The sequence below is a fragment of the Rhizobium sp. AN5 genome (assembly GCF_900215255.1).
GTDB lineage: Bacteria > Pseudomonadota > Alphaproteobacteria > Rhizobiales > Rhizobiaceae > Agrobacterium > Agrobacterium tumefaciens.
The window spans coordinates 1,888,024-1,910,794 of the sequence record NZ_OCMJ01000004.1; the positions used below are offsets into that span (position 1 = coordinate 1,888,024).

The 22,771-nt window shown below is 58.4% G+C and carries 20 protein-coding genes and 1 tRNA gene; 12 read left to right on the top strand and 9 right to left on the bottom strand.

What is annotated here, in order from left to right; all coding sequences use genetic code 11:
• Positions 1-24: 24 nt before the first annotated feature.
• Positions 25-1,539, bottom strand: a complete 1,515-nt coding sequence (locus CRP02_RS21965; RefSeq protein ID WP_003513319.1) for an amino acid permease — start codon at positions 1,537-1,539, stop codon at positions 25-27.
• A 212-nt stretch (positions 1,540-1,751) separates the two neighbouring features.
• Positions 1,752-2,525: an N-formylglutamate amidohydrolase gene (locus tag CRP02_RS21970; protein WP_097172288.1), complete on the bottom strand. Its 774-nt coding sequence runs from the start codon at positions 2,523-2,525 to the stop codon at positions 1,752-1,754.
• Positions 2,526-2,702: 177 nt separating this feature from the next.
• On the opposite strand from CRP02_RS21970, the gene CRP02_RS21975 reads away from it, so the two are divergent.
• From CRP02_RS21975 to CRP02_RS22005, 6 genes are all read left to right on the top strand, one after another.
• On the top strand, positions 2,703-3,581 hold the full coding sequence (locus CRP02_RS21975) for a MurR/RpiR family transcriptional regulator (protein ID WP_003513323.1): 879 nt from the start codon (positions 2,703-2,705) through the stop codon (positions 3,579-3,581).
• Positions 3,582-3,869: 288 nt separating this feature from the next.
• Positions 3,870-4,976: an ABC transporter substrate-binding protein gene (locus tag CRP02_RS21985; protein ID WP_097172289.1), complete on the top strand. Its 1,107-nt coding sequence runs from the start codon at positions 3,870-3,872 to the stop codon at positions 4,974-4,976.
• A gap of 202 nt (positions 4,977-5,178) precedes the next feature.
• Positions 5,179-6,063, top strand: coding sequence for an ABC transporter permease (locus CRP02_RS21990; protein WP_003513327.1), 885 nt, complete (start codon positions 5,179-5,181; stop codon positions 6,061-6,063).
• A complete protein-coding gene (locus CRP02_RS21995) occupies positions 6,060-6,842 on the top strand; it encodes an ABC transporter permease (RefSeq protein WP_003513330.1) in 783 nt (260 codons plus the stop codon). The genes CRP02_RS21990 and CRP02_RS21995 overlap by 4 nt, the downstream gene beginning before the upstream one ends.
• 13 nt (positions 6,843-6,855) lie before the next feature.
• Positions 6,856-7,914 (top strand): ABC transporter ATP-binding protein, encoded by a 1,059-nt coding sequence (locus CRP02_RS22000; protein ID WP_097172290.1) that lies wholly within the window; start codon positions 6,856-6,858, stop codon positions 7,912-7,914.
• Positions 7,915-7,989: 75 nt separating this feature from the next.
• Positions 7,990-9,033 (top strand): zinc-dependent alcohol dehydrogenase family protein, encoded by a 1,044-nt coding sequence (locus tag CRP02_RS22005; protein WP_097172291.1) that lies wholly within the window; start codon positions 7,990-7,992, stop codon positions 9,031-9,033.
• Between the two features lie 47 nt (positions 9,034-9,080).
• Here CRP02_RS22005 and CRP02_RS22010 read toward each other — a convergent pair whose 3' ends face one another.
• Positions 9,081-9,725 (bottom strand): hypothetical protein, encoded by a 645-nt coding sequence (locus CRP02_RS22010; protein WP_097172292.1) that lies wholly within the window; start codon positions 9,723-9,725, stop codon positions 9,081-9,083.
• A 200-nt stretch (positions 9,726-9,925) separates the two neighbouring features.
• Between CRP02_RS22010 and CRP02_RS22015 the strand changes: the two genes are divergently transcribed.
• Complete coding sequence (locus CRP02_RS22015) at positions 9,926-10,702, top strand: AAA family ATPase (RefSeq protein ID WP_097172293.1); 777 nt, start codon at positions 9,926-9,928, stop codon at positions 10,700-10,702.
• A gap of 79 nt (positions 10,703-10,781) precedes the next feature.
• Positions 10,782-12,113 carry an MFS transporter gene (locus tag CRP02_RS22020; RefSeq protein ID WP_097172294.1) on the top strand — a complete coding sequence of 444 codons (1,332 nt, stop codon included), beginning with the start codon at positions 10,782-10,784 and terminating at the stop codon, positions 12,111-12,113.
• Positions 12,114-12,182: 69 nt separating this feature from the next.
• On the opposite strand, the gene metH is transcribed toward CRP02_RS22020, so the two are convergent.
• A complete protein-coding gene (gene metH / locus CRP02_RS22025; protein ID WP_019565253.1) occupies positions 12,183-15,956 on the bottom strand; it encodes a methionine synthase in 3,774 nt (1,257 codons plus the stop codon).
• A gap of 179 nt (positions 15,957-16,135) precedes the next feature.
• Here metH and CRP02_RS22030 point away from each other — a divergent pair, with 179 nt between their 5' ends.
• Positions 16,136-17,395, top strand: coding sequence for an AGE family epimerase/isomerase (locus tag CRP02_RS22030; protein ID WP_179784097.1), 1,260 nt, complete (start codon positions 16,136-16,138; stop codon positions 17,393-17,395).
• Between the two features lie 102 nt (positions 17,396-17,497).
• On the opposite strand, the gene CRP02_RS22035 is transcribed toward CRP02_RS22030, so the two are convergent.
• Together CRP02_RS22035 and CRP02_RS22040 are read right to left on the bottom strand one after the other, a co-directional pair.
• Entirely contained in the window at positions 17,498-18,058 is a 561-nt protein-coding gene (locus CRP02_RS22035) for a dual specificity protein phosphatase family protein (protein WP_097100626.1), read from the bottom strand.
• A gap of 202 nt (positions 18,059-18,260) precedes the next feature.
• The gene (locus CRP02_RS22040) at positions 18,261-18,713 is read right to left on the bottom strand and encodes a hypothetical protein (protein WP_003513344.1); all 453 of its coding nucleotides are present in this window, start codon (positions 18,711-18,713) and stop codon (positions 18,261-18,263) included.
• Between the two features lie 386 nt (positions 18,714-19,099).
• On the opposite strand from CRP02_RS22040, the gene CRP02_RS22045 reads away from it, so the two are divergent.
• Complete coding sequence (locus tag CRP02_RS22045; RefSeq protein WP_097100627.1) at positions 19,100-19,732, top strand: outer membrane protein; 633 nt, start codon at positions 19,100-19,102, stop codon at positions 19,730-19,732.
• A gap of 212 nt (positions 19,733-19,944) precedes the next feature.
• Complete coding sequence (locus tag CRP02_RS22050) at positions 19,945-20,307, top strand: hypothetical protein (RefSeq protein WP_097172295.1); 363 nt, start codon at positions 19,945-19,947, stop codon at positions 20,305-20,307.
• Positions 20,308-20,463: 156 nt separating this feature from the next.
• On the opposite strand, the gene CRP02_RS22055 is transcribed toward CRP02_RS22050, so the two are convergent.
• A tRNA-Ile gene (locus tag CRP02_RS22055) sits at positions 20,464-20,539 on the bottom strand.
• Between the two features lie 177 nt (positions 20,540-20,716).
• Here CRP02_RS22055 and CRP02_RS22060 point away from each other — a divergent pair.
• Positions 20,717-21,454, top strand: a complete 738-nt coding sequence (locus CRP02_RS22060; protein WP_097172296.1) for an SIMPL domain-containing protein — start codon at positions 20,717-20,719, stop codon at positions 21,452-21,454.
• 171 nt (positions 21,455-21,625) lie between these two features.
• On the opposite strand, the gene CRP02_RS22065 is transcribed toward CRP02_RS22060, so the two are convergent.
• Together CRP02_RS22065 and CRP02_RS22070 are read right to left on the bottom strand one after the other, a co-directional pair.
• Positions 21,626-22,003 (bottom strand): hypothetical protein, encoded by a 378-nt coding sequence (locus CRP02_RS22065; protein WP_025594085.1) that lies wholly within the window; start codon positions 22,001-22,003, stop codon positions 21,626-21,628.
• Between the two features lie 161 nt (positions 22,004-22,164).
• A complete protein-coding gene (locus CRP02_RS22070) occupies positions 22,165-22,590 on the bottom strand; it encodes a secondary thiamine-phosphate synthase enzyme YjbQ (protein ID WP_026330776.1) in 426 nt (141 codons plus the stop codon).
• Positions 22,591-22,771: the final 181 nt, after the last annotated feature.

Sequence of the window (22,771 nt, forward strand, 5' to 3'; positions counted from 1 at the left end):
TGCGGCCGCCCGTCAGTTCGAGCATCAGGCCTTTGCAGCCGCCGCTGCCATGGCAGCCTGCTTGTGCTCCAGCGCGAACTCCTCTTCCGGCGACAGGATGAGGCGATGGCGTCCGACAAAGGCGAAGTAGGCAATGGCAACCGCAAACCATACGGCTACCCACAGCACACCCTTGGTGAAGTTCGGATCCTGGATCTGATAGAGCAGCGTCACGATGGCGATGATGATCGTCAATACCGCGCCCGGAATGCCGAAGGGCGAGCGGAACGGCCGCTCGATATGCGGCAGATTTTTCCTGAGCAGAATGAAGGAAATCGCCTGCAGGATGTAGGAGAACATCGCACCGAACACGGCCATGTTCAAAAGCACGCTGCCGATGATGCTGCCGCCCTGTTCCGCACCCAGCGAGAACCAGATGACGAGCATGACCGCAAGGCCGACGAGCGCGCCGGCAATATTGGCAACGTATGGCGTCCGGTATTTCGAATGGGTGATCGACAGCACGGTCGGGAAGTAGCCCGCACGCGACAGCGAATAGATCTGGCGGCCCTGCGCATAGAGGATCGTATGGAAGCTGGCGATCAGGCCGGTCAGCGCCACGAGACCGAGCAGCACCACGCCGCCATCGCCGTAGATCGCCTTGAAGCCATCCAGCAGCGGTTCAAGCGACGAGCTGAGATGGAAGGCGCCGACGCCCGGTAGCGACGGGTTGAGCAGCACGATCATGAAGGCCGAAACCATCAGCGTGATGACACCGAGAATGATACCCTTGGGCATATCGCGTTTCGGATCAACGGATTCTTCAGCCGCCAGCGGCAGCTGCTCGATGGCGAGAAACAGCCAGACCGCAAAAGGCAGCGTGGCAAGAACGCCCGAAAAACCGAATGGGAAAAAGGAACCGTTACCTTCCGGCAGCTCCACAGCCTTGCCATCAGGTCCGACGCCGATATTAAGCGCGTAACGCGAAAAATCCATGTTCGGAATGGCGCTGACCCAGAAAAACACCAGAACGCCGAGCGAAATCAGCGTGATGACAAGGGTGACCTTGAAGGAAAGCTCAAGTCCGAAGACGTTGAGAGCAAGGAAGATCGCGTAGAAGGCTATCCACACAAAGGGTGAATAGGCCGGATCGAGGCCGAGAATGGAGTTCACATAGGCGGTGATGAAGGTAACGACGACCGCCGGCGTCAGCACATATTCGACATTCTCGCAAAGTCCGGTGACGAAACCGCCCCACGGGCCCATGGCCGTGCGGGCAAAGGAATAGGCAGCACCCGTGTGCGGCAGCGCCGGGCTCATTTCCGCAATCGAGAATGTCAGCCCGAGATACATGATGGCGATGATGATGCCCGCCACCAGCATGCCGCCCCAGCCACCGGTGGAAAAGCCGAAATTCCAACCGGAAAAATGCCCTGATATAACCGCGCCGACGCCAAGCGACCACAGAGACCACACGCCCGCGTATCGGGATAGTCCGCGTTTTTCGAAATAGGATGCATCAGCCTTCTTGTAGCTGACGCCTGATGATGAACCGTCCATGCCCTTCTCTCCTTAATAGAAAAAAAAGCCAGCCAGCCGTTATTGGCCGATTGTGCCCCCAGTTTCCGGCATCGCCCGGGAGGTTTCCCGCACTGCGCCGCACGCATCTGCTGTTCCCTTGCCGCTTCATGCCGTTCCGGCTTTTGTCGATTGCGGCAGTCTCATTGACGGTCGGCCGCAGTGTTTTCACCATAAGCCGCCCCATTGCTCCCTCACTCATCGATTGATGAGAGCGCCTTCCCCATAAGCTCGTGGAGAAAATCGGCGATTGCCGATTGGTCTCCTTCATTGGCGATCAGATCGTTGCGGATCTCGATCATGACGTTCAAAAGTCCGTCCGGCAGCGCATGCAGCCGCAATGTATGCGTTACACCGTCTTCCGGACCGTAGGGATCGTTGCGCTTGACCGTGAGCGCAGAACCCTCGGCGCCCACCAGCATCGCATCGGCCAGCCGGCTGTCAGTATCGTGCAGGATGCCGATCTGCACTTCACGGAACCGACCGTGATAGACCGGCGTGAAACTGTGAATGGTCACCACCACCACCTTGCGGCCGCGGTCCTGCCGCTCGGCAATAATCTCACTGACACGGTCGTGAAACGGCACGTAAAGCGCCGAGGTACGGGCAAACCGCTCCGCCTCGTTCAGATCGAGATTGCCGGGAATATTGTAAATCTCGCTTTTGACCGGCATGGCAGAAGGCGATTCCGGCGGCCGGTTGCAATCATAGACCAGACGCGAAAACCGCTGATGGACGAGCGTGGCATCAAGCTTTTGAGAAAGCAGCCTCGCAACCGCCAAGGCACCCGGATCCCAGGCCGCATGGCTCGAAAGCACGTCCGGCGAAAGACCGAGCGTACCGAGTTTTTCGGGGATGGTGGCTGAAGCATGTTCGCAGACGAGAACGACGTCGCCCTTCGCTGCGGCGTTCTCGACGCCGACAGCCTGTCCTTCCGCTTCCGTGAAAAACCGTGAACGCACCGTCATGCACGCATCCCACCCCGAAACCTGCCATCCCGCCGATGACGAAAAGAATTCTTCACATTATCGCGAGTGTCAAATGGAATTTTGAAATTTTCTCTTCATTTTCCCCATTGACTCGATAGCTGGCACAGATGCTTATATTCGCCAATACACCGGCAAAAAGACCGGAAGGGGAAAGATTTGCGCAGTACGACGGCCACCGTGTCGGATGTCATCCATGCCCATTATGACGCGCTGACCCGTTCGGAAAAACGGCTGGCGGAGAGCCTTCTCGGCAACTACCCCGTCTCGGGTCTCGGCAGCATCACCACGATTGCCGAAAATGCCGGTGTTTCGACGCCGACCGTGGCGCGCATGGTGCAGAAGCTCGGATATAAAGGTTACCCTGAGTTTCAGGCCCATCTGCACCAGGAACTGGAAGCGACGATCTCCGGCCCGGTTGCGAAACATGACCGCTGGGCAACCAATGCACCGGGTCTGCATATTCTCAACCGTTTCGCCGATGCCATAACGGGCAATCTGCGCGACACTTTGAGCGATCTCGACACCGCGGTCTTCGACAATGCCGCAAGGCTGCTCTCGGACCGCAAACGCAGCATCTATTTCGTCGGCGGGCGCATCACCGGAGCGATTGCCGAATATTTTTTCACGCATATGCAGGTGATCCGGCCAAAGACGACGCTGATGTCGTCCAACTCCAGCGCCTGGCCTCAATATATGTTGAATATGAGCGCCGGCGATGTGCTGGTGATCTTCGACATCCGCCGTTATGAGCACGACATGACGACGCTTGCCGAGGTGGCGAAGGCAAACGGCGTACAGATCATTCTTTTCACGGATCAATGGACATCGCCGGTGGCGCGCCATGCGCTGCACACCTTCCGTGTGAAGATCGAAGCGCCCTCGGCATGGGATTCATCGGTCGTTACATTGTTTGTCGTCGAAGCGCTGATCGAAGCGGTGCAGAGCAGCACCTGGGATGAAACCAAGGAGCGTATGAACGCGCTGGAAGGCCTGTTCGAGCAGACGCGTCTGTTCCGCAGGCCGGACCGGACATGAACATTAGTAGCCGGCACAGTGCTTGACGCGGAAACCGCCGGCTGATTGGATACCTGAAATCGCTACCAGCGCGATAAAGCGGGATAAAAACAAGCTGGGGAACATATCTGTCCACCACGAATGATGATGGGATTACCCCGCGATTGCAGGCACAAAGCCGGGCGATGGCGGAAAATGGGCGTAAAGTGACGGAATCCGGATAAATAAATTGCAATCCAGCCGTCACATTAGCTTCATCCAGAATCCGTATCAGCGTCCGTAATACGAGAACACGAAGAGGAGAAAAAAGTGATCTCTCATTGCCGTCGACTGCTTGCTGCCACCACCGCTCTGGTAATGGCCTCCACCGCGATCGCTACCGCTGCGCCAAGCGCCGAACTGATCGCTGCCGCCAAGAAGGAAGGCATGCTGACCACCGTCGCGCTGCCGCACGACTGGTGTGGTTACGGCGACGTCATCGCCGCTTTCAAGGCGAAATATCCGGAAATCACCGTCAACGAACTCAACCCCGACGCCGGCTCTGCCGATGAAGTCGAAGCGGTAAAGGCGAACAAGGACAACAAGGGCCCGCAGGCTCCTGACGTTGTCGACGTCGGTCTCGCTTTCGGCCCGCAGATGAAGGCCGAAGGCCTGCTGCAGCCTTACAAGGTCTCCACCTGGGACGAAATCCCTGACAACGTCAAGGATCCGGAAGGTTACTGGTACGGCGACTATTACGGCGTGATGTCCTTCTTCGTGAACAAGGACCTCGTCAAGAACGTGCCGAAGGATTGGGCCGACCTGCAGAAGCCGGAATATTCCGGTCAGGTAGCGCTTGCCGGCGATCCGCGCGCTTCCAACCAGGCTATCCTCGGCGTTCTCGCCGCCGGTCTTGCCAGCGGTGCGAAGTCCGGCAAGGAAGCCGGTGAGGCAGGCCTGAAATATTTCGCCGAGCTCAACAAGGCTGGCAACTTCCTGCCAGTCATCGGCAAGGCTGGCACGCTGGCACAGGGTGCTACCCCGATCATCGTCGCCTGGGACTATAACGCGCTCTCCTGGAAGAAGACGCTGAACGACAACCCGCCCACGGAAGTCGTGGTTCCGGAAAAAGGCGTTCTGGCTGGCGTTTACGTTCAGGGCATTTCCGCTTACGCCCCGCATCCGAACGCTGCCAAGCTCTGGATGGAACACCTTTATTCCGACGACGGTCAGCTCGGCTGGCTGAAGGGTTATTGCCACCCGATCCGCTTCAACGCGATGGTTAAGGCCGGCAAGGTTCCGCAGGAACTGATCGACAGCCTGCCGCCGGCAGCAGCCTATGAAAAGGCATTCTTCCCGACGCTCGAAGATGTCGACGCCAACAAGGCAGCCGTTACCGGCGGCTGGGACAGCGTCGTCGGCGCGAACGTGAAGTAACCTTTGAAAAATACACCCCGGCTTTTCAAAAAGCCGGGGTGCTTCTTTGACAGCATTTCAGGTAAAACTCCCTAGGTTTTACCCCCGGAAATTGCACAAAACAAAGATCGAAAGTGCGTCTGACGATTCCGTTTTTACCAGACGTGCGATAATAAAGAACTTTATAGACAGACCGTTTGAAAACGGCGTTTGGGGACCAGGCATGCCATCAACCAACACCGGCGGACCATCCGATGCGGGCAGAAAGTTGCCGCTTCATTGGTTAGGCGTCGTACCTTTTGCTGTTTTTGTTCTGCTGTTTCTGATTTTTCCGACGATGAAAATCGTGGTCGGTGCGTTTCAGCGTCCCGATGGCAGCCTGACGCTGGAAAACGTCGCCGGGCTTTTCACCTCGTCCATCCTCGCGGCCTACTGGATTTCGATCAAGATCAGCCTCGCCTCGGCGGCTCTTGGCTGCCTGATTGGTTTTGCCGTCGCCGCCGCCGTGGTTCTGGGCGGTCTGCCGCAGCGCATTCGCGGACCGCTCCTGACTTTTTCGGGCGTCGCATCGCAATTTGCCGGCGTGCCGCTCGCCTTCGCCTTCATCGCCACGCTCGGCCCGGTCGGCCTACTCACCGTGTTTTTGAAGACGCAGATCGGCATTGACCTGAGACTCCTCGGCTTCAACATCCTGTCCTTCTGGGGCCTGACCGTCACCTATCTGTTCTTCCAGATTCCGCTGATGATCCTCATCATCACGCCGGCGCTTGATGGATTGAAGCGCGAGTGGCGCGAAGCTGCGGAAATCCTTGGCGCGACCGGCGTGCAATATTGGCGCATGGTGGCCTTCCCCATCCTCCTGCCATCGTTGCTTGGCACCATGTCGCTGCTGTTTGCCAATGCCTTCGGTGCGGTGGCCACCGCGATCGCGCTTACCGGCTCGTCGCTCAACATCGTGCCCATCCTGCTTTTCGCGCAGATCCGCGGCGACGTTCTCGGCAATCCGCATCTGGGTTACGCTCTCGCCTTCGGCATGATCGTCGTCACCGGCATTGCCAATGCGCTTTACATCTGGCTGCGCGCCCGTAGCGAAAGGTGGCTCAAATGAAGAAGTTCTTCGCCTGGGGCGCGCTGATCTTCGGCCTCCTCTATTTCGCCCTGCCGCTGATCGGCATGACCAACTTCTCGCTGAAAATGCGCCGCGGTGAATATTCCTTCGACGCCTACGGCAAGGTGCTCACCGACCCGCGTTTTCAGGAAACCTTCAGCTATTCTGTGGTGATGGCTCTCTTCACCATCGTTTTCGGTGTGCTGCTGGTGGTGCCCACGGCCTATTGGGTCCGCCTGAAACTGCCGGGCCTGCGCCCCTATATCGAATTCATCACGCTCCTGCCGCTGGTCATCCCGGCCATCGTCATCGTGTTCGGTTATATCAGGCTTTACAACACCTCCAGCTGGCTTCCGCTGACCGGCACGACCTTCGGCACCAACCTGCTTTTGATGTTCGGTTATGCCACGCTCGCCTTGCCCTACATGTACCGCGCCGTCGATACTGGTCTGAGAACCATCGACGTCTCGACGCTGACGGAAGCGGCGCAGAGCCTTGGCGCGGGGTGGACGACCATTCTGTCGCGCATCATCCTGCCCAATGTTCTGGTCGCCGTGCTATCAGGTGCGTTTTTGACCTTCGCCATCGTCATCGGTGAATTCACCATGGCCGCCCTTTTGAACCGCCCGGCCTTTGGCCCCTATATGCAGCTGCTTGGCGCCAACCGCGCCTATGAACCGGCTGCACTTGCCGTGATCTCCTTCGGCATCACCTGGGGTTGCCTTGGGTTGATCCAACTCGTTTCACGCTACCAGAAGGGCGCGCCTCCCAAGGCCTGAGGACAAGATTTTCATGAGCTTTTTGACACTTAGCAATATCAAGAAATCCTTCGGCTCCGTACAGGTCGTCCATGATTTCAACATGGCCATCGAAAAGGGCGAATTCGTCTCCTTTCTCGGACCATCGGGCTGCGGCAAGACCACCGTGCTGCGCATGATCGCCGGTTTCGAAATCCCAACCGGCGGATCGATCGTCATCAACGGCAAGGACCAGACGACGCTCAGACCCAACCAGCGCAATATCGGCATGGTGTTTCAGGCCTATGCGCTGTTCCCCAACATGAATGTCTATGAAAACGTCGCCTTCGGGCTCAAAGTCGCCGGCAAGCCGAAAGCCGAGATCGATGCCCGCGTGAAGGAAATGCTCCAGCTCATCCATCTGGAACATCTGGCGGATCGTTATCCCTACCAGATGTCAGGCGGCCAGCAGCAGCGCGTGGCGCTTGCCCGCGCATTGGCCCCGAAGCCGGAAGTGCTTCTGCTGGACGAGCCGCTTTCCGCGCTCGATGCCAAGATTCGCGTATCGCTGCGCGAAGAAATCCGCCAGATCCAGAGAAAGCTCGGCATCACCACGATTTTCGTGACCCACGATCAGGAAGAGGCCCTGTCGATCTCCGACCGTATCGTTGTCATGAATTCCGGCCGCGCCGACCAGATAGGTTCGCCCTTCGATATCTACAACAAGCCCGCGACCCGGTTTGTCGCCTCCTTCGTCGGCACGCTGAACCTGATCGACGCAACCGTCGTCGATTCCTCTACCAGCACAATCCGTGTCGGAGAGCAGAACGTGACGCTCCACAAGCCGGTCGATGTTGCAAACGGTGAAAAAATCACCCTCGCCTTGCGCCCGGAGGCAGGAGCTCTCGGCGCTGACGCGAAGGGAGACGTCGCTATTTCCGGTGTCGTCACGTCAAGCCAGTTCCTGGGTTCGGTCATCCGAACCCGTCTTGATCTCGGCGGCTCGACCTTGTCTTTCGACATGTTCAACGATCCCGGCACCGCACCGCCCGCCCTTGGCGAACAAGTAACGCTTAAATTCGCGGCTGGTGATCTTATGGTGATCAAAGATTAAATTGCTTTTCTCCAGCGTCGGAAGCAGATAGAGCAGGTATAGTTCAAATCTGCTTACCGACGATGTGAGGCTAGGATGCGCGCGCTTTTTTACGAACTGTTCGGCGAGACCCCAATTGTGGCATCCCTGCCCGATCCGGAACCGAGCGATGGCGGCGTGGTCATCGAGGTGAAGGCGACGGGTCTCTGCCGCAGCGACTGGCATGGCTGGATGGGCCACGATACGGATATTCGCCTGCCGCATGTCCCCGGCCACGAATTCGCCGGCGTTATCGCTGCGGTCGGAAAGAACGTTATCAGGTTCAAGACAGGCGACCGTGTCACCGTTCCCTTCGTTTCCGGCTGCGGCCGTTGCCATGAATGCCGCTCCGGCAATCAACAGGTGTGTGAGACGCAGTTCCAGCCCGGCTTCACCCATTGGGGTTCCTTCGCCGAATATGTCGCCATCGATTACGCGGACCAGAACCTTGTGCATCTGCCGGAATCGATGAGCTACGCCACTGCCGCCGGTCTCGGCTGCCGTTTCGCCACGTCCTTCCGGGCTGTGACGGACCAGGGTCGCCTGAAAGGCGGCGAGTGGCTGGCGGTACATGGCTGCGGCGGCGTCGGCCTCTCCGCCATCATGATTGGCGCAGGCCTCGGCGCTCAGGTCGTCGCCATCGACATTGCGGAAGACAAGCTCGAACTTGCCCGCCAACTCGGCGCAACCGCCACCATCAACAGCCGCTCGGTTGCCGACGTCACGGAGGCGGTGCGCGAAGTGACCGGCGGCGGCGCGCATGTCTCTATCGACGCGCTTGGCCACCCGCAGACCTGCTGCAACTCCATCAGCAACCTGCGCCGGCGCGGGCGCCACGTTCAGGTGGGGCTGATGCTGGCCGATCACGCCATGCCAGCCATACCCATGGCCCGGGTGATTGCCCACGAGCTGGAGATTTACGGCAGCCATGGCATGCAGGCATGGCGCTACGAAGACATGCTGGCGATGATCGAGAGCGGCAAGCTCGCGCCCGAAAAACTGATCGGCCGCCACATCACCCTTTCCGATGCCATCACCGCCCTCCCCGCCATGGACCGTTTCCAGGAAAGTGGCATCAGCATCATCGACCGGTTCGAATAACAGTCACAGCCGGAACGTCCTGGAAAATGCCGTTTGTCTAGACGGCATCAGGCATTCCTGCGTCCGAACGGCCGGACTGCCATCCCCGTGCGATTTGGCGCGGCCTCCGGCCTTCTGGTCGGCGGTGCAACCTCATTGCGAGCGGGCGTATAATCCTGGGTAACTGCCGCACGTTGCTGACGTATGGTCGGCGGACGGGTTTCCGGTAATTCGACGACCGCCTCGATATCTTCCCGCTCGAGACGAGCGTTTCTGCTACCCGACCGATAGTACCAGCGAATACCCCTGCGCAGGAGCACGAACAGGCCCACGAGCAGCACAAACCCACCTATCAGTCTCCCTATAGGCTCAGCCGCCTCCGAAGCCGCCGCACGTTTTTTGCGGTCCTCGACGGTAGGGTCAAATCCAAGCATACTGGAAATGCCCTTAAGGCCTACCTCGTCCAACTTCACATATTGGTCGCCATTATAAAGAACATAAGCGTCGCCACTACTGCTGTTCAGATAACCGAGATCAAAGAACTTCCCTTCCAGCACGAAAGTCGTTTGATCGGGCAAATCGTAAACCCTGTCGATCGTCTCACCGCGACTGAAGCCAGGCGCCGCAAAAAACCGAAAACGCTTGGCATCGGCATCCACAGCAGACGCGAACAAAAATATGATGGCGACGTAAACCAGCGCAATCTGATTCATATCTTCCCCGCAATACAAAAATATCGGGATATATTTCTACAATCGCCTTAATATAAAATTTAATCGATGACTATTCATTTAATTACTTTGAAAATACACAGATGTAATTTTGATACTTATAATATACACCAATATAATATACTCCTCTTCCGCCGCAAACGGACGCACAGAAAAAGAAGCATCGATAAAGAGGATTGAAAATGCTGTTTCTCGACAGCGTGACCATGAAGGAAACTCCGGACCGAAGGGACGAATACCCCTTTACCGTTCCGGCGCTGCGCCAGCTGGAACGCCTCGAATTCAAGACGCCGATCACCTTTTTCGCGGGCAATAACGGCTCCGGCAAATCCACGCTGCTGGAAGGGCTGGCAGCCGGAATGACGGCCTATGCCATCGGCAACCATGGACAGGTTGCCGGCGACCTCTATCTTCAGCATGCGGAAACCGTGGCGAAGGCATTCTATTTCGCCCGCAAGAAATACCCGAAAATCCGCATGTTCATGCGCGCCGAAGACGTGCTTGGCTACATCCGCAAGCAGAATGAAGAGACCCTGGATGACTTTCGCTGGGAGCGGGAAAAAGCCCTGAAAAGAGGGGAAGATTTTCCCGAGGAAACGCCGGACACTTTCAGGCATATCGTCAGAAGCAACGTCATAGACCGGCGTTCGCATGGCGAGGGATTTCTCGATATCATGCAGCAGCGCCTGCACGGCGCCGGCCTTTATTTTCTCGATGAACCGGAAAGCCCTCTTTCACCGCAAAAGCAGCTGGAGCTTGCGGCTATCGTCCGTCACACGGCAGATAGTGGTGGGCAGTTGATCATCGCAACCCATTCGCCGGTGCTCTTGGCCATTCCCGAAGCGACGATTTATTACTTCGACGAGATCGGCATCACCGAGCGTCTTTATGACGAGCTGGAAAACATCAGTTTCCTGCGGCGCTTTCTTGATCGTCCATCAAAATTCCTGAGCGATTAGGAGCTGATAAGGCTTGAAATCGCGCATCGCTTGCCGCATGCCCATTAGCAACATGTGAATTAGAAAAAGAAGCAGGCTTATGTCTCCCACCACCACACCGGCAGCTGCCCGGCCCCTGAACAGGCAGGACTACAGAACTCTCGGCCTTTCGGCCCTCGGCGGCGCGCTGGAGTTCTACGATTTCATCATTTTCGTGTTTTTCGCCACCGTCATCGGCCATCTGTTCTTCCCGCCGGAAATGCCCGATTGGCTGGTGATGATTCAGACCTTCGGCATCTTCGCCGCCGGTTATCTGGTGCGGCCGCTGGGCGGCATCGTTCTCGCGCATTATGGCGATCGTTATGGCCGCAAACGCGTCTTCGCCTTCTCCATCCTGCTGATGGCGCTTTCGACCCTCGGCATGGCGCTGATGCCGACCTATGCCACCATCGGCGTTGCGGCACCCATCCTGCTCATCGTCCTGCGCATGCTGCAGGGCGCGGCCATCGGCGGCGAAGTGCCGGGTGCCTGGACCTTCGTTGCGGAGCATGTGCCCTTTCGCCGCGTCGGGCTCGCCTGCGGTTTCCTGACGTCCGGCCTCTCTTTCGGCATCATGCTCGGTTCGCTGATTGCCTTTGCCATCAATTCCCTGTTCTCGGCAGAAGATGTGGCGGCCTATGCATGGCGCATTCCCTTCCTGCTCGGCGGCATATTCGGCCTGATTGCCGTCTATCTGCGCCGCTGGCTGGAAGAGACGCCGATCTTCATGGAGATGAAAAAGTCGAAGTCGCTGACGGACAAGCTTCCGCTTGGCCTCGTGCTGAAGCACCATATGCGCGGCGTGATCATTTCCGCGCTGCTGACCTGGGTTCTGTCCGCAGCCATCGTCGTTACCACGCTGATGACGGCAACCTTCCTGCAGAAGCTCTATGGCTACACACCGACGCAGGCGCTGGCAGGCACCAGCTTCGGCACGCTGTTCCTCATCTTCGGTGTCATCATCGCCGGCGCATTGATCGATCGTGTCGGCTCCGGCATTTTCTTCATGGCCGCCAGCATCTTCTTCGGCATCGCCACCTTCACTTTCTACAGCTATGCCGGCACATCGCTCGAAACCATGTTCGTGCTTTACGGCGTCATGGGCCTGTCGGTCGGCATGGCGGGTGCGGTGCCTTATGTCATGGTGCGCGCCTTTCCGGCATCGGTCCGCTTCTCGGGCCTCTCCTTCGCCTACAACGTCTCCTATGCCGTCTTCGGCGGGCTGACACCGATTGGCGTAACAATGGCGCTAGCCGTCAATCCAATGGCGCATGCGTGGTATCTGGTGTTCATCGCCGCCCTCGCCTTCTGCATCGGCGTCTACCTCTATCTGCGCGGCAGCGAGATCGAAAGCCATGTCGGCATAGAGGAACTGGCGGCCTTAAGGTCGTAAGCCCAACGACGACACAAAAAAGCGCGGGCAGGACCCGCGCTTTTTATTGCGACAACGGTGGCCGAAACCTCAGGCCGCGCTGTCGATTTCCTCGGCACCGTTTACCGGTACGTAGTTGAGCACCGGTCCCAGCCAGCGCTCTACCTCTACCAACGGCATGTCCTTGCGACGCGCATAGTCCAGCACCTGATCGCGTTCCACCTTGGCGACACCGAAATAGTAGCTCTCGGGATGGCCGATATAGAGGCCGGAGACGGAGGAGCCGGGCCACATGGCATAACTCTCCGTCAGCTCCACGCCCGCCGCGTTGGTGGCGTCGAGCAGGGAGAACAGGGTTTTCTTTTCGGTATGATCAGGCTGGGCCGGATAACCGGGCGCAGGGCGGATACCGGCATAGGCCTCGCCGATCAGCTCATCGCCGGCAAGAGCTTCTTCGGGCGCATAACCCCAGAATTCCTTGCGCACCCGCTCATGCATACGTTCGGCAAAGGCTTCCGCAAAACGGTCGGCCAGCGCCTTGACGAGAATCGACGAATAATCGTCGTTGGCCCGCTCGAAGCGTTCAGCAATCGCCACCTCCTCGATACCCGCCGTCACGACGAAGCCGCCGACATAATCGGCAACGCCGCTATCGACAGGCGCGACGAAATCGGAAAGCGCCACATTGGGGCGTCCGTCACGCTTGGAAAGCTGCTGGCGCAGCGTGAAGAAGGTCGCCAGTTCTTCGGAGCGGTTTTCATCCGTGAACAGCCTGATGTCGTCGCCCACCGCATTGGCGGGCCAGAAGCCGATAACAGCCCGCGGCCGGAACCATTTTTCCTCGATGATCTTCTTCAGCATCGCCTGCGCATCGGCATAAAGCTGCCGCGCGGCCTCGCCCTGCTTCTCGTCTTCGAGGATAGCGGGATAGCGACCCTTCAGCTCCCAGGTCTGGAAGAACGGCGTCCAGTCGATGTAACGGGACAGCTCCTCAAGGTCATAGGTCTCGAACACCTTGGTGCCGAAGAATTGCGGCTTCACGACACTATAGGTCGACCAGTCGATCTTGTGCGCATTCTCGCGGGCGCGGGAAAGCGGCAGACGCTGCTTTTCGCGCTCATTGCGGGCGTGCGCCTCCGCCACCTTGGCATATTCAGCCCGGATGCCGTCGATATAGGCTGGCTTCTGCTCGGCGGAGAGAAGTGCGGAAACGACGCCCACCGCGCGCGAGGCATCGGTGACATAGATCGCCTGACCCTGTTCGTAACGCGGATGGATTTTCACCGCCGTATGCACGCGGCTCGTCGTTGCGCCGCCGATCAGCAGCGGGATGTTGAAACCCTGCCGCTCCATTTCCGCCGCCACATGCACCATTTCATCAAGCGATGGCGTGATGAGACCGGAAAGACCGATCACATCGACCTTTTCGGCAATCGCCGTTTCAAGGATTTTTGTCGTCGGCACCATCACGCCGAGATCGATGATCTCGTAATTGTTGCAGGCAAGAACGACGCCGACGATGTTCTTGCCGATATCGTGCACGTCACCCTTCACGGTCGCCATCAGCACCTTGCCGGCGGCCTTGTTCTGCTCGCCGCCGTTCAGGCGCTTTTCCTCTTCCATGTAAGGAAGCAGCACGGCGACGGCCTGCTTCATCACGCGGGCGGATTTCACCACCTGCGGCAGAAACATCTTGCCAGAGCCGAACAGGTCACCGACCACGTTCATGCCCGCCATCAGCGGCCCTTCGATGACATGCAGCGGGCGGGCGGCCTGCTGGCGCGCCTCTTCCGTATCGGCCTCGATGAATTCGGTAATGCCGTTGACCAGCGCGTGTTGCAGCCGCTTTTCGACGGAAAGCTCGCGCCAGGAAAGATCCTGCACCTTCGCCTGTTTTTCACCCGTGCCGCGGAAACGCTCCGCCACGTCAAGCAGCCGCTCCGTCGCGTCGTCGCGGCGGTTCAGCACCACATCTTCGCAGGCCTCGCGCAGTTCCGCATCGATGTTGTCGTAAACCGCAAGCTGCCCGGCATTGACGATGCCCATATCCATGCCGACCTGGATGGCGTGGTAGAGGAACACGGCATGCATCGCCTCACGCACCGGCTCATTGCCGCGGAAGGAGAAGGACAGGTTGGAAACGCCACCGGAAATATGCGTGAGCGGCATGGTTTCGCGGATGGTCTTGGTGGCTTCAATGAAGTCCACGCCGTAATTATTGTGCTCCTCGATACCCGTGGCTACCGCAAACACGTTTGGATCGAAGATGATGTCTTCCGGCGACAGGCCCGCCTTCTCGGTCAAAAGCTTGTAGGCGCGCGTGCAGATCTCCACCTTGCGCTGATAGGTATCCGCCTGCCCGACCTCGTCAAAGGCCATGACCACGACCGCAGCACCGTAATTGTGGACGAGCCGCGCCTGCTGGAGAAATTTCTCCTCGCCTTCCTTCAGCGAAATCGAATTGACGATCGATTTGCCCTGCACGCATTTCAGACCGGCTTCGATGATCTCGAACTTGGATGAGTCGATCATCACAGGCACGCGGGCAATATCAGGCTCGGCGGCAATGAGGTTCAGGAATTCCACCATCGCCTTTTGCGAGTCGATCAGGCCCTCATCCATGTTGATGTCGATGATCTGCGCACCGTTTTCCACCTGATCGCGGGCAACAGCGAGCGCCGCCGTGTAATCGCCGGCGGTGATCAGCTTGCGAAAGCGGGCCGAGCCGGTGACGTTGGTACGTTCGCCCACGTTGACGAAGGGAATGTCCTTGGTCAGCACGAAGGGTTCGAGACCCGAAAGCGACATGAAAGGCTTGTGCTCGGGAATGGGGCGCGGCTTGTAATCCTTGACGGCTTCGGCAATCGCCCGGATATGCTCGGGCGTCGAGCCACAGCAACCGCCGACGATGTTGACAAGACCGTCGCGGGCAAAACCCTGCACCTGGCGCGCCATCATCTCGGGCGTTTCGTCATATTGCCCGAATTCGTTCGGCAGGCCGGCGTTCGGATAGGCGCAGACGAAGGTGTCGGCCACATCCGAAAGCTCCTGCAGATGCGGACGCATGGCATCTGCACCAAGAGCGCAGTTGAGGCCGATGGTGAAGGGGTTGGCATGGCGCACCGAGTTCCAGAAAGCAGACGGCGTCTGGCCGGACAGCGTGCGGCCGGAAAGGTCGGTGATCGTGCCTGATATCATCACCGGCAGACGGATGCCCTTGGCCTCGAAGCGCTCCTCGCAGGCGAAGATCGCAGCCTTGGCGTTCAGCGTATCGAAAATCGTCTCGATCAGAATGATATCCGCGCCGCCATCGATCAGACCGTCGATCTGCTCGCCATAGGCGATGCGCAGATCGTCGAAACTGACGGCACGGTAGCCAGGATTGTTGACATCAGGCGAAATCGAGGCGGTGCGGTTGGTCGGGCCGATAGCGCCCGCAACGAAGCGGCGGCGGCCATCTTCGCGCTCAGCCCGCTGGGCAGCACGGCGGACGATCTGCGCCCCTTCGCGGTTGAGATCGTAGACGGCATTTTCCATCTCGTAGTCCGCCTGCGCGATGCGCGTCGACGAAAACGTGTTGGTTTCGAGAATATCCGCGCCCGCCATCGCATAGCGATAATGGATTTCTTCGATGGCATCCGGCTGGGTCAGGATCAGAAGATCGTTATTGCCCTGCTGGTGACAGGCGCAGCCGATGAAACGATCACCGCGAAAATGATCTTCATCAAAACCCAGCCCTTGAATCTGCGTGCCCATCGCGCCATCGAGAATGAGGATACGTTCGCTGGCGGCCTGGCGTAGCGCGCGCAAAATTTCCGCGCCGTCGCGCTTTGCCCCTTCAGGGCCGAACAGATCGTCAAACACGGGCGCACTCCTCATTTCGATTTGCAAGATCGCAAGCCGTCAAGTCACATAAAGATATGTTTATGTCAATATATCTTCAAGGTATAGGTATGGCTTTGCGTCGTTGCGGCAGACTACGAAATTTCACTGACAGATGACAGGTTTATGCGGCAAGGATATAAGCCGAAGCAGCAAACCGTATGGAGGACGAAATGCCCGAGGACGACCACAACAACCGGAACTGGAACACCTTGCCATGGCATCGCCAGTGGCTGGTCAAACAGGCCGATGGGCTTTTCGACTTCTTCCAGTACCGCGCCGTCAATCCGGCCGGCGGCTTCTTCGATCTCGACGCTAAGGGTGCGCCGCTGCAGAAAAACGATCCCGTGCGCGGCATCCATGCCTCGGCACGCATGGTGCATTGCTTCTCCATCGGCCATCTGCTCGGACGGCCGGGCTGCGGCGATATCGTCGACCACGGCATGACCTACCTCTGGAACAATCATCGTGACAGCGAGCACGGCGGTTATTTCTGGCAGGTCAACGATGGCGGCCCGGTGGACGCCACCAAACAGGGTTATGGCCACGCCTTCGTGCTTCTGGCCGCCTCCTCCGCCAAAACTGTCGGCCACCCGCTTGCTGACAAGATGTTGGCCGACATCACGGAGGTTCTGGAAACCCGTTTCTGGGAAGAAAAACACGGCGCTATCGCCGAGGAATTCAACCGCGACTGGTCACCCATCGACAATTATCGCGGCCAGAATTCCAACATGCATCTGACCGAAGCGCTGATGGCCGCCTATGAGGCGACCGGCGACAGCAATTACCTGACAAAGGCCGAACGCATCGCCGATCTCGTCATCCGCCGCCGCGCCGGTGAGCTGGATTTCCGCGTGCCGGAGCATTTTGACGAGAACTGGACGCTCGACAAGGAGTATCGTGGCAACGAAATGTTCCGCCCCTCCGGCTCCACTCCCGGCCACTGGCTGGAATGGGCGCGCCTCATCCTGCAATTGTGGGTGCTGGGCGAACGCCGCCACGACTGGATGCCGGTGGCGGCAAAATCGCTCTTCGTGCAATCCATGGCGCTTGGCTGGGACCGCGAAAAGGGCGGCTTCTTTTATACGCTCGACTGGCACGACAATCCCGACAAGACGGCAAAGCTCTGGTGGCCCATGTGCGAGGCGGCTGGTGCAGCCCACTTCCTCAACGAAAATCTGCCGGCGGACGAATTCTACGAAGATAGCTACCGCCGCATCTGGAGCACGATCGCCAACAATTTCATCGACCACGCCAATGGCGGCTGGCACGAGGAGCTGACGGAAAATCTGGTTCCAGCCAACACGCTTTTCCCCGGCAAGGGCGACATCTACCATGCGCTTCAGGCCTGCCTGATCCCGCTATTTCCGGCAACGGGAAGTTTGACGAAAGTGATCAAGGAAGGCGGCGGCTCCTATTGAGGCCGCTGCAAGAATGAAGCACCCTGACACTCTCTTCGTCATGCCGGACGTGATCATGCTGGACCCCGGATCAAATCCGGGGTGGCGGCATATCGAGGCGCCTCAAAATCCGATAGTTTCCTCGAAATCATCCCAGGACTGGTACATTTCATAGCGGCCGATACCCGGGATCGGCACATGTCCGTAATAGGGTGAAAGCTGGAACTCGGCGGCAGCCTCGCTTTTGCCGGCAACGGCGCTCACATAGATCGCGGAGGCGAGCCCGGTTCGGTTGGCGCCGTGTTCGCAATGAATGAGGATCGGCTTTTCAGCGTTGCGCAGCACGGCGACCAGCATTTCCGCTTCCTCCACCGAGACCTTCTCGCTTGAACTCAGCGGATAATCGACCAGCCGGACGCCGTTGTTTTTCGCTGCCTGGCTTTCGGCGTCATACCAGCCTTCACGCTTTTCATCGCGCAGATTGATGATCGTCTTGATGCCATAGGCCTTGGCATAGGCCGTGATGTCCTTGCCGCTCGGCTGGGCCGAACGATAAAGTTCGCCGGGAATGACCTCGTGAAAATTTCCGGTCAACTGGCCGATGCCCATATGCGCGCCGGCCAGAACCGGCAGAGCCACCAGGCCAATGGCGGCAATTTTCAGAAACTTCAGAACTATACGCAAAACCTAAACCCGCAACATTCATCGGACGGGTGGGCAGGTGGCATTGCAAATCGGCGAAAACAAGTCCCGCAACGGCGAAAGCGGCCTCGGCGTGGCCGGCAACGACGCGGGCACCTTTACGAACCCCTTGCAACACAAGGGGTTCAGGCGACAGCACGAAAATGTTCAAAAAACCGTGAGGGTCGCAAGCAGCGACAGCCGTTCAATCGAACTCCGCAGAAACGATGGTGACGCGCCATTCCAGCCGTTGCGGATCTACCGTTTCATTGTTGCGCAGTCGGAAAGAGCGGCACGCGGCAAAGGTCTCCCCGGCCTCGATCCGCCTTTCACTCACCTGATAGGGATCGAAGGCGACCGAGGCGCGGAAGGCAGGCTCGAACCCTTCAAGCGTATAGGTCAGGCGCTGCACGGCAACATTGTTGTCGTTGCGGAAGCTGACGCGGATCGGCAATGCCGCATCCGTGCACGCCGCATCGAAGCTAGCCGTCGCAATGACATGGTCGAGCCGCTGGCTACCGCGCTGCCAGTCGTAAATGACAAAGGCGGCGGTGGTTCCCCAGATCAACAGCAGGCAGATGACAACCGGTTTGAGATGCCGCGGAAACGCGATGAGGGTGAGAAGAAGAATGGCACTGAGAACGGCTCCGACAATCACGTCGCCCCTCCCCCATGAAAACTAACCCGCATGCGATACTGTCCTCCCTTGCCCATTCCTGCCCGCAACATCAGCCCTATCCAGGTGCCGAAGCACCGGCATTGCCGCAGACCGGCACAACTCTATGGTCGTGCCCCCCGCTGTCAAGACAACCAAGCGTGACCCCGCTCCCGTCGCATTGACAAGGCGGCGAAAGGAACCAAACGCCGTTGAAGGCGTTCGCCGCATCAGAACAGCATGACGGGGCGGTAAAAAACGTCGCGATTTGGGCAAGAAAGGCCGGCAACTCGAGGGAACAATCTGCCCCTTGGAACCACCGATCTCCAACCCATATTAAATGCACCTAATATATGTTATAGAAGTCAATCAGCTCAGGGAGAAAAACGATGAAAACGCTGATCGTAACGTCACTCTTGGTCCTGTCGGCCAGCACCGCGATGGCTGCGGATGCCGTCTACGAAACACCGGCGCCTCCGGTCGCGCAGGAAACCCTGCCGGTATTTACCTGGTCTGGTCCCTATCTTGGTATTCAAGGCGGCGCAGGCTGGGCGAACGGCGATTTTTCGGCTGGCGGCCCCGTCGCGTCGGATAGTTTCGATGGCGGCATTCTGGGCGCTTTTGCCGGTTACAATTACCAGTTCGACAATAATTTCGTCCTCGGTATCGAAGGCGATGTCGATTATAACTGGAACGACAATGACTATGCCGGCGTGAACATCGGCACCGACTGGCAGGGCTCCGTTCGTGGCCGTGTCGGTTACGCTTTCGACCGTGCCTTGATCTATGGTACCGCCGGCTGGACAGCGACGCGCGGCTTTATCGAAACGCCTGGCGCCGGCAAGGATAGCACCACGTTCAACGGTTACACCGTCGGCGCTGGCCTGGACTATGCCTTCACCGACAATGTATTCGGCAGGATTGAATATCGCTACAATGACTATGGCGACAAGGACATCTTCGGCGTCAACACCGATTTCGACCAGAGCACCGTCAAGGTCGGCCTTGGTGTGAAGTTCTGACAGCGTCGACAAACGTCAGCAAAAGAGCCCGGCCAAGTGCCGGGCTTTTTCTTTGTCGGAACGCCGCACCAGCTTCGCCCTGAGACTCTAAAAACGTGGAAAATGTGAACATCGCAAAAATGAGATATTCACGGACCGTTCAGCCGGCCCGTGCCATCATGCGGGCATAATGAGCCTCTATCTCCCGAAGCAGGCTTATGGAGTAGCCCTCGATGAAAAAGATCATTCTTACAACCCTTGCCGCGCTGGTTGCCACCGGCAGCGTCTTCGCGTCCTACGGCACCGCTGCCGCGCAGGACTATCCCTATCGTCCGCGCTACGACCGTGGCGGCCCGCCCCCACCGCCCTATCGCGAACACCGCCGCCACAATGATGGTGCCGCGATTGCCGGCGGACTGGCCGCAGGCGTCATCGGCGGCCTGATCGGCGGCGCAATCGCCAACGGCGGCAACGGCGGTCCCCGCTACTACGAGCCACCACCGCCGCCCCGCCCACGCTGCTGGTTCGAAGACCGCCGCGTTCCCAATTCCTATGATGGCGGCTGGCACACCGAGAGCATGCGGGTCTGCGACTGACCCCATAGCTGAAAATCCGTAATGAACAATCCGATCAGTCTGAATGGCTGGTCGGATTTTTTGTTGGATGAGCAAAAACCAAGGAATGCGCAATGATCGATGATGTACCGATTTGCTATACGGAATCGCACCAACTCGTTCAAAATATAAGGAAAATGGTGGGCCCGGAGAGACTCGAACTCCCAACCAAGCGGTTATGAGCCGCCGGCTCTAACCATTGAGCTACAGGCCCTTTCGGAAAAATTATCCGAAACACCGGCTTCGCAATGGTTCGAATCCGGTGGGTCACGCTCTAACGTAATTTTTACGGCCCGACAAGCCATTGATGCTATCGCAAGCTGCCGTTGCCGTATTAGCTTCACAATCTAAGGCAATACCCTGCAAAGGGACACAATCAACGAGGAACACCATGACAAAGGCCCGCCTTTTCGCACTTAGTGCATTGACCGCAGCAGCAATGATGCCGCTTGCCGGTAATGTCCTTGCGCAGGATGCCACCCCGCGCGAAGCAACCATCAGTGTTTCCGGCGAAGGCCAGTCGGCAATCGCGCCCGATATGGCGATCCTGTCCTTCAGTGTCGTCAAGCAGGCGGAAACGGCGGCCGCGGCTCTGACAGAGAATTCCAAGGCGCTCGCCGAGGTTCTGAAATCGCTGAAGGCGTCCGCCATCGAAGACCGCGACCTGCAGACGAGCAATTTCTCCGTGCAGCCGCTTTACAAGCATTATGAGCCCAAAGACGGCGTTTACGTCGCACCGGAAATTACCGGCTATCAGGTTTCCAACGGACTGACCGTGCGCGTGCGCGACCTGAAGAAGCTGGGCGAGATACTCGATACCTCCGTCAAGCTCGGTATCAACCAGGGCGGCGATATCACCTTTACCAATGACAAGCCGGAAGCAACCGTGACCGAGGCCCGCAAGCAGGCGGTTGCCGATGCGCTGGCCAAGGCGAAAACGCTGACGGAAGCGGCGGGCGTGAAGCTTGGACGCGTGATCCAGATCAGCGAGAACATGCAGCGCCCCATGCCGGTGCCGCAGACCATGATGCGCGCTTCGATGGCGAAGGAGGCCGACAGCGTGCCGATCGCTTCGGGTGAGAACAGCTACAGCGTGGTGGTCAACGTCACTTTCGCCTTGGGTGAATAAAACAGTCAGGGCGGTGGCATTGCCCGCCGCCCGCATTTGCCGAACGGCTGCGCGCAACCGCCACCCGAGAGGCCACAAAAAGAAACGCCCCCCGCCTGTCATGACAAGCGAGGGGCATTTTTTTTGATCCGCGCGAAGGGCGGGGGATTTCGGCGGATCAATATCAGCCGTTTAGCGACGGATCACCGGGCAACCACGCTCATTGGCGAAGAAGATGCGGTCAGGGCCGCGACGGTCGAAGCCTGCAACCACGACACGGCGCGGCGATACATCGACAACGCGCGCGCGGCGAAGACCCATGCGGCTAGCCTTTTCTTCCGCAAGCCGCGGCGAGCAACCGTAACGCGGGCGGTCAGGACGGCCCCAACCCGGACCAGGACGATCGGGACGATCCCAGCCCGGGCCGCGACCTCTGTCATGACCGTATCCATCCTGAACCTGAACTCTGAGCTGAACATCCGGGCCAGCCGAAGCGGCTGGAGCAGTGACGGAAATTCCGCCGAGGGCGATGAGGGCAGCCAGGCCGGCTTTTGCGAAGGTGCTGAACATGAACTCACTCCGTTTGTTTCTGCGCCGGCAGGGGACGTCCCCCGGCGATTGACGAGACCCTAGACCCGCCCGCCTGAACGCCGACAGAACCGCATGTTCAGCAGACGTTCAGAGACATTAACGGGAAAACGACAGGAAAAGGCGGGGGCTTTTGACGGGAATCATGGGGAGATATGCAGAACGATTTCACGGCGGTGCGGCCGGTCGCGATGTTCGAAAAGATAAAGGCCCTGCCATGTGCCAAGGGTAAGCCTGCCATCGCTGATCGGCACTCCGATGGAAACCGCGGTCAGGGCCGATTTGATGTGAGCAGGCATGTCATCAGGGCCTTCGAGCGTGTGGACGACCCAGCGCATGGAGACATCGTCGGAAGGCGGCACGAGGCGGGAAAAAAATACCGCCAGATCGCGCCGGACATCCGGATCGGCATTTTCCTGGATAAGCAGGGAGCAGGATGTGTGCCTGACGAAGACGGTCAAAAGGCCTTCGTCCACGCCTGCCTCCTTCACAAAGCGCTCGGCCTCGGACGTAAATTCGTAAAGCCCCTGCCCGTGGGTGGTGGTAATGGTCATTTTCTTCTGCGGCACGTTATTTCCTTTAGATAATTCGGAACAAATTAGGCACTGCAAACGTTGGACCATGTCGAATTGTAACCGATGACGAAAAGGCGTGCTTCCATGACATGGCGGCTGCCTTTAATAGAACGGAATACCGGCGTCACGGTTGCAAAAAACGGGGAAGGATTGGCACTATCAGAATGAACCATTC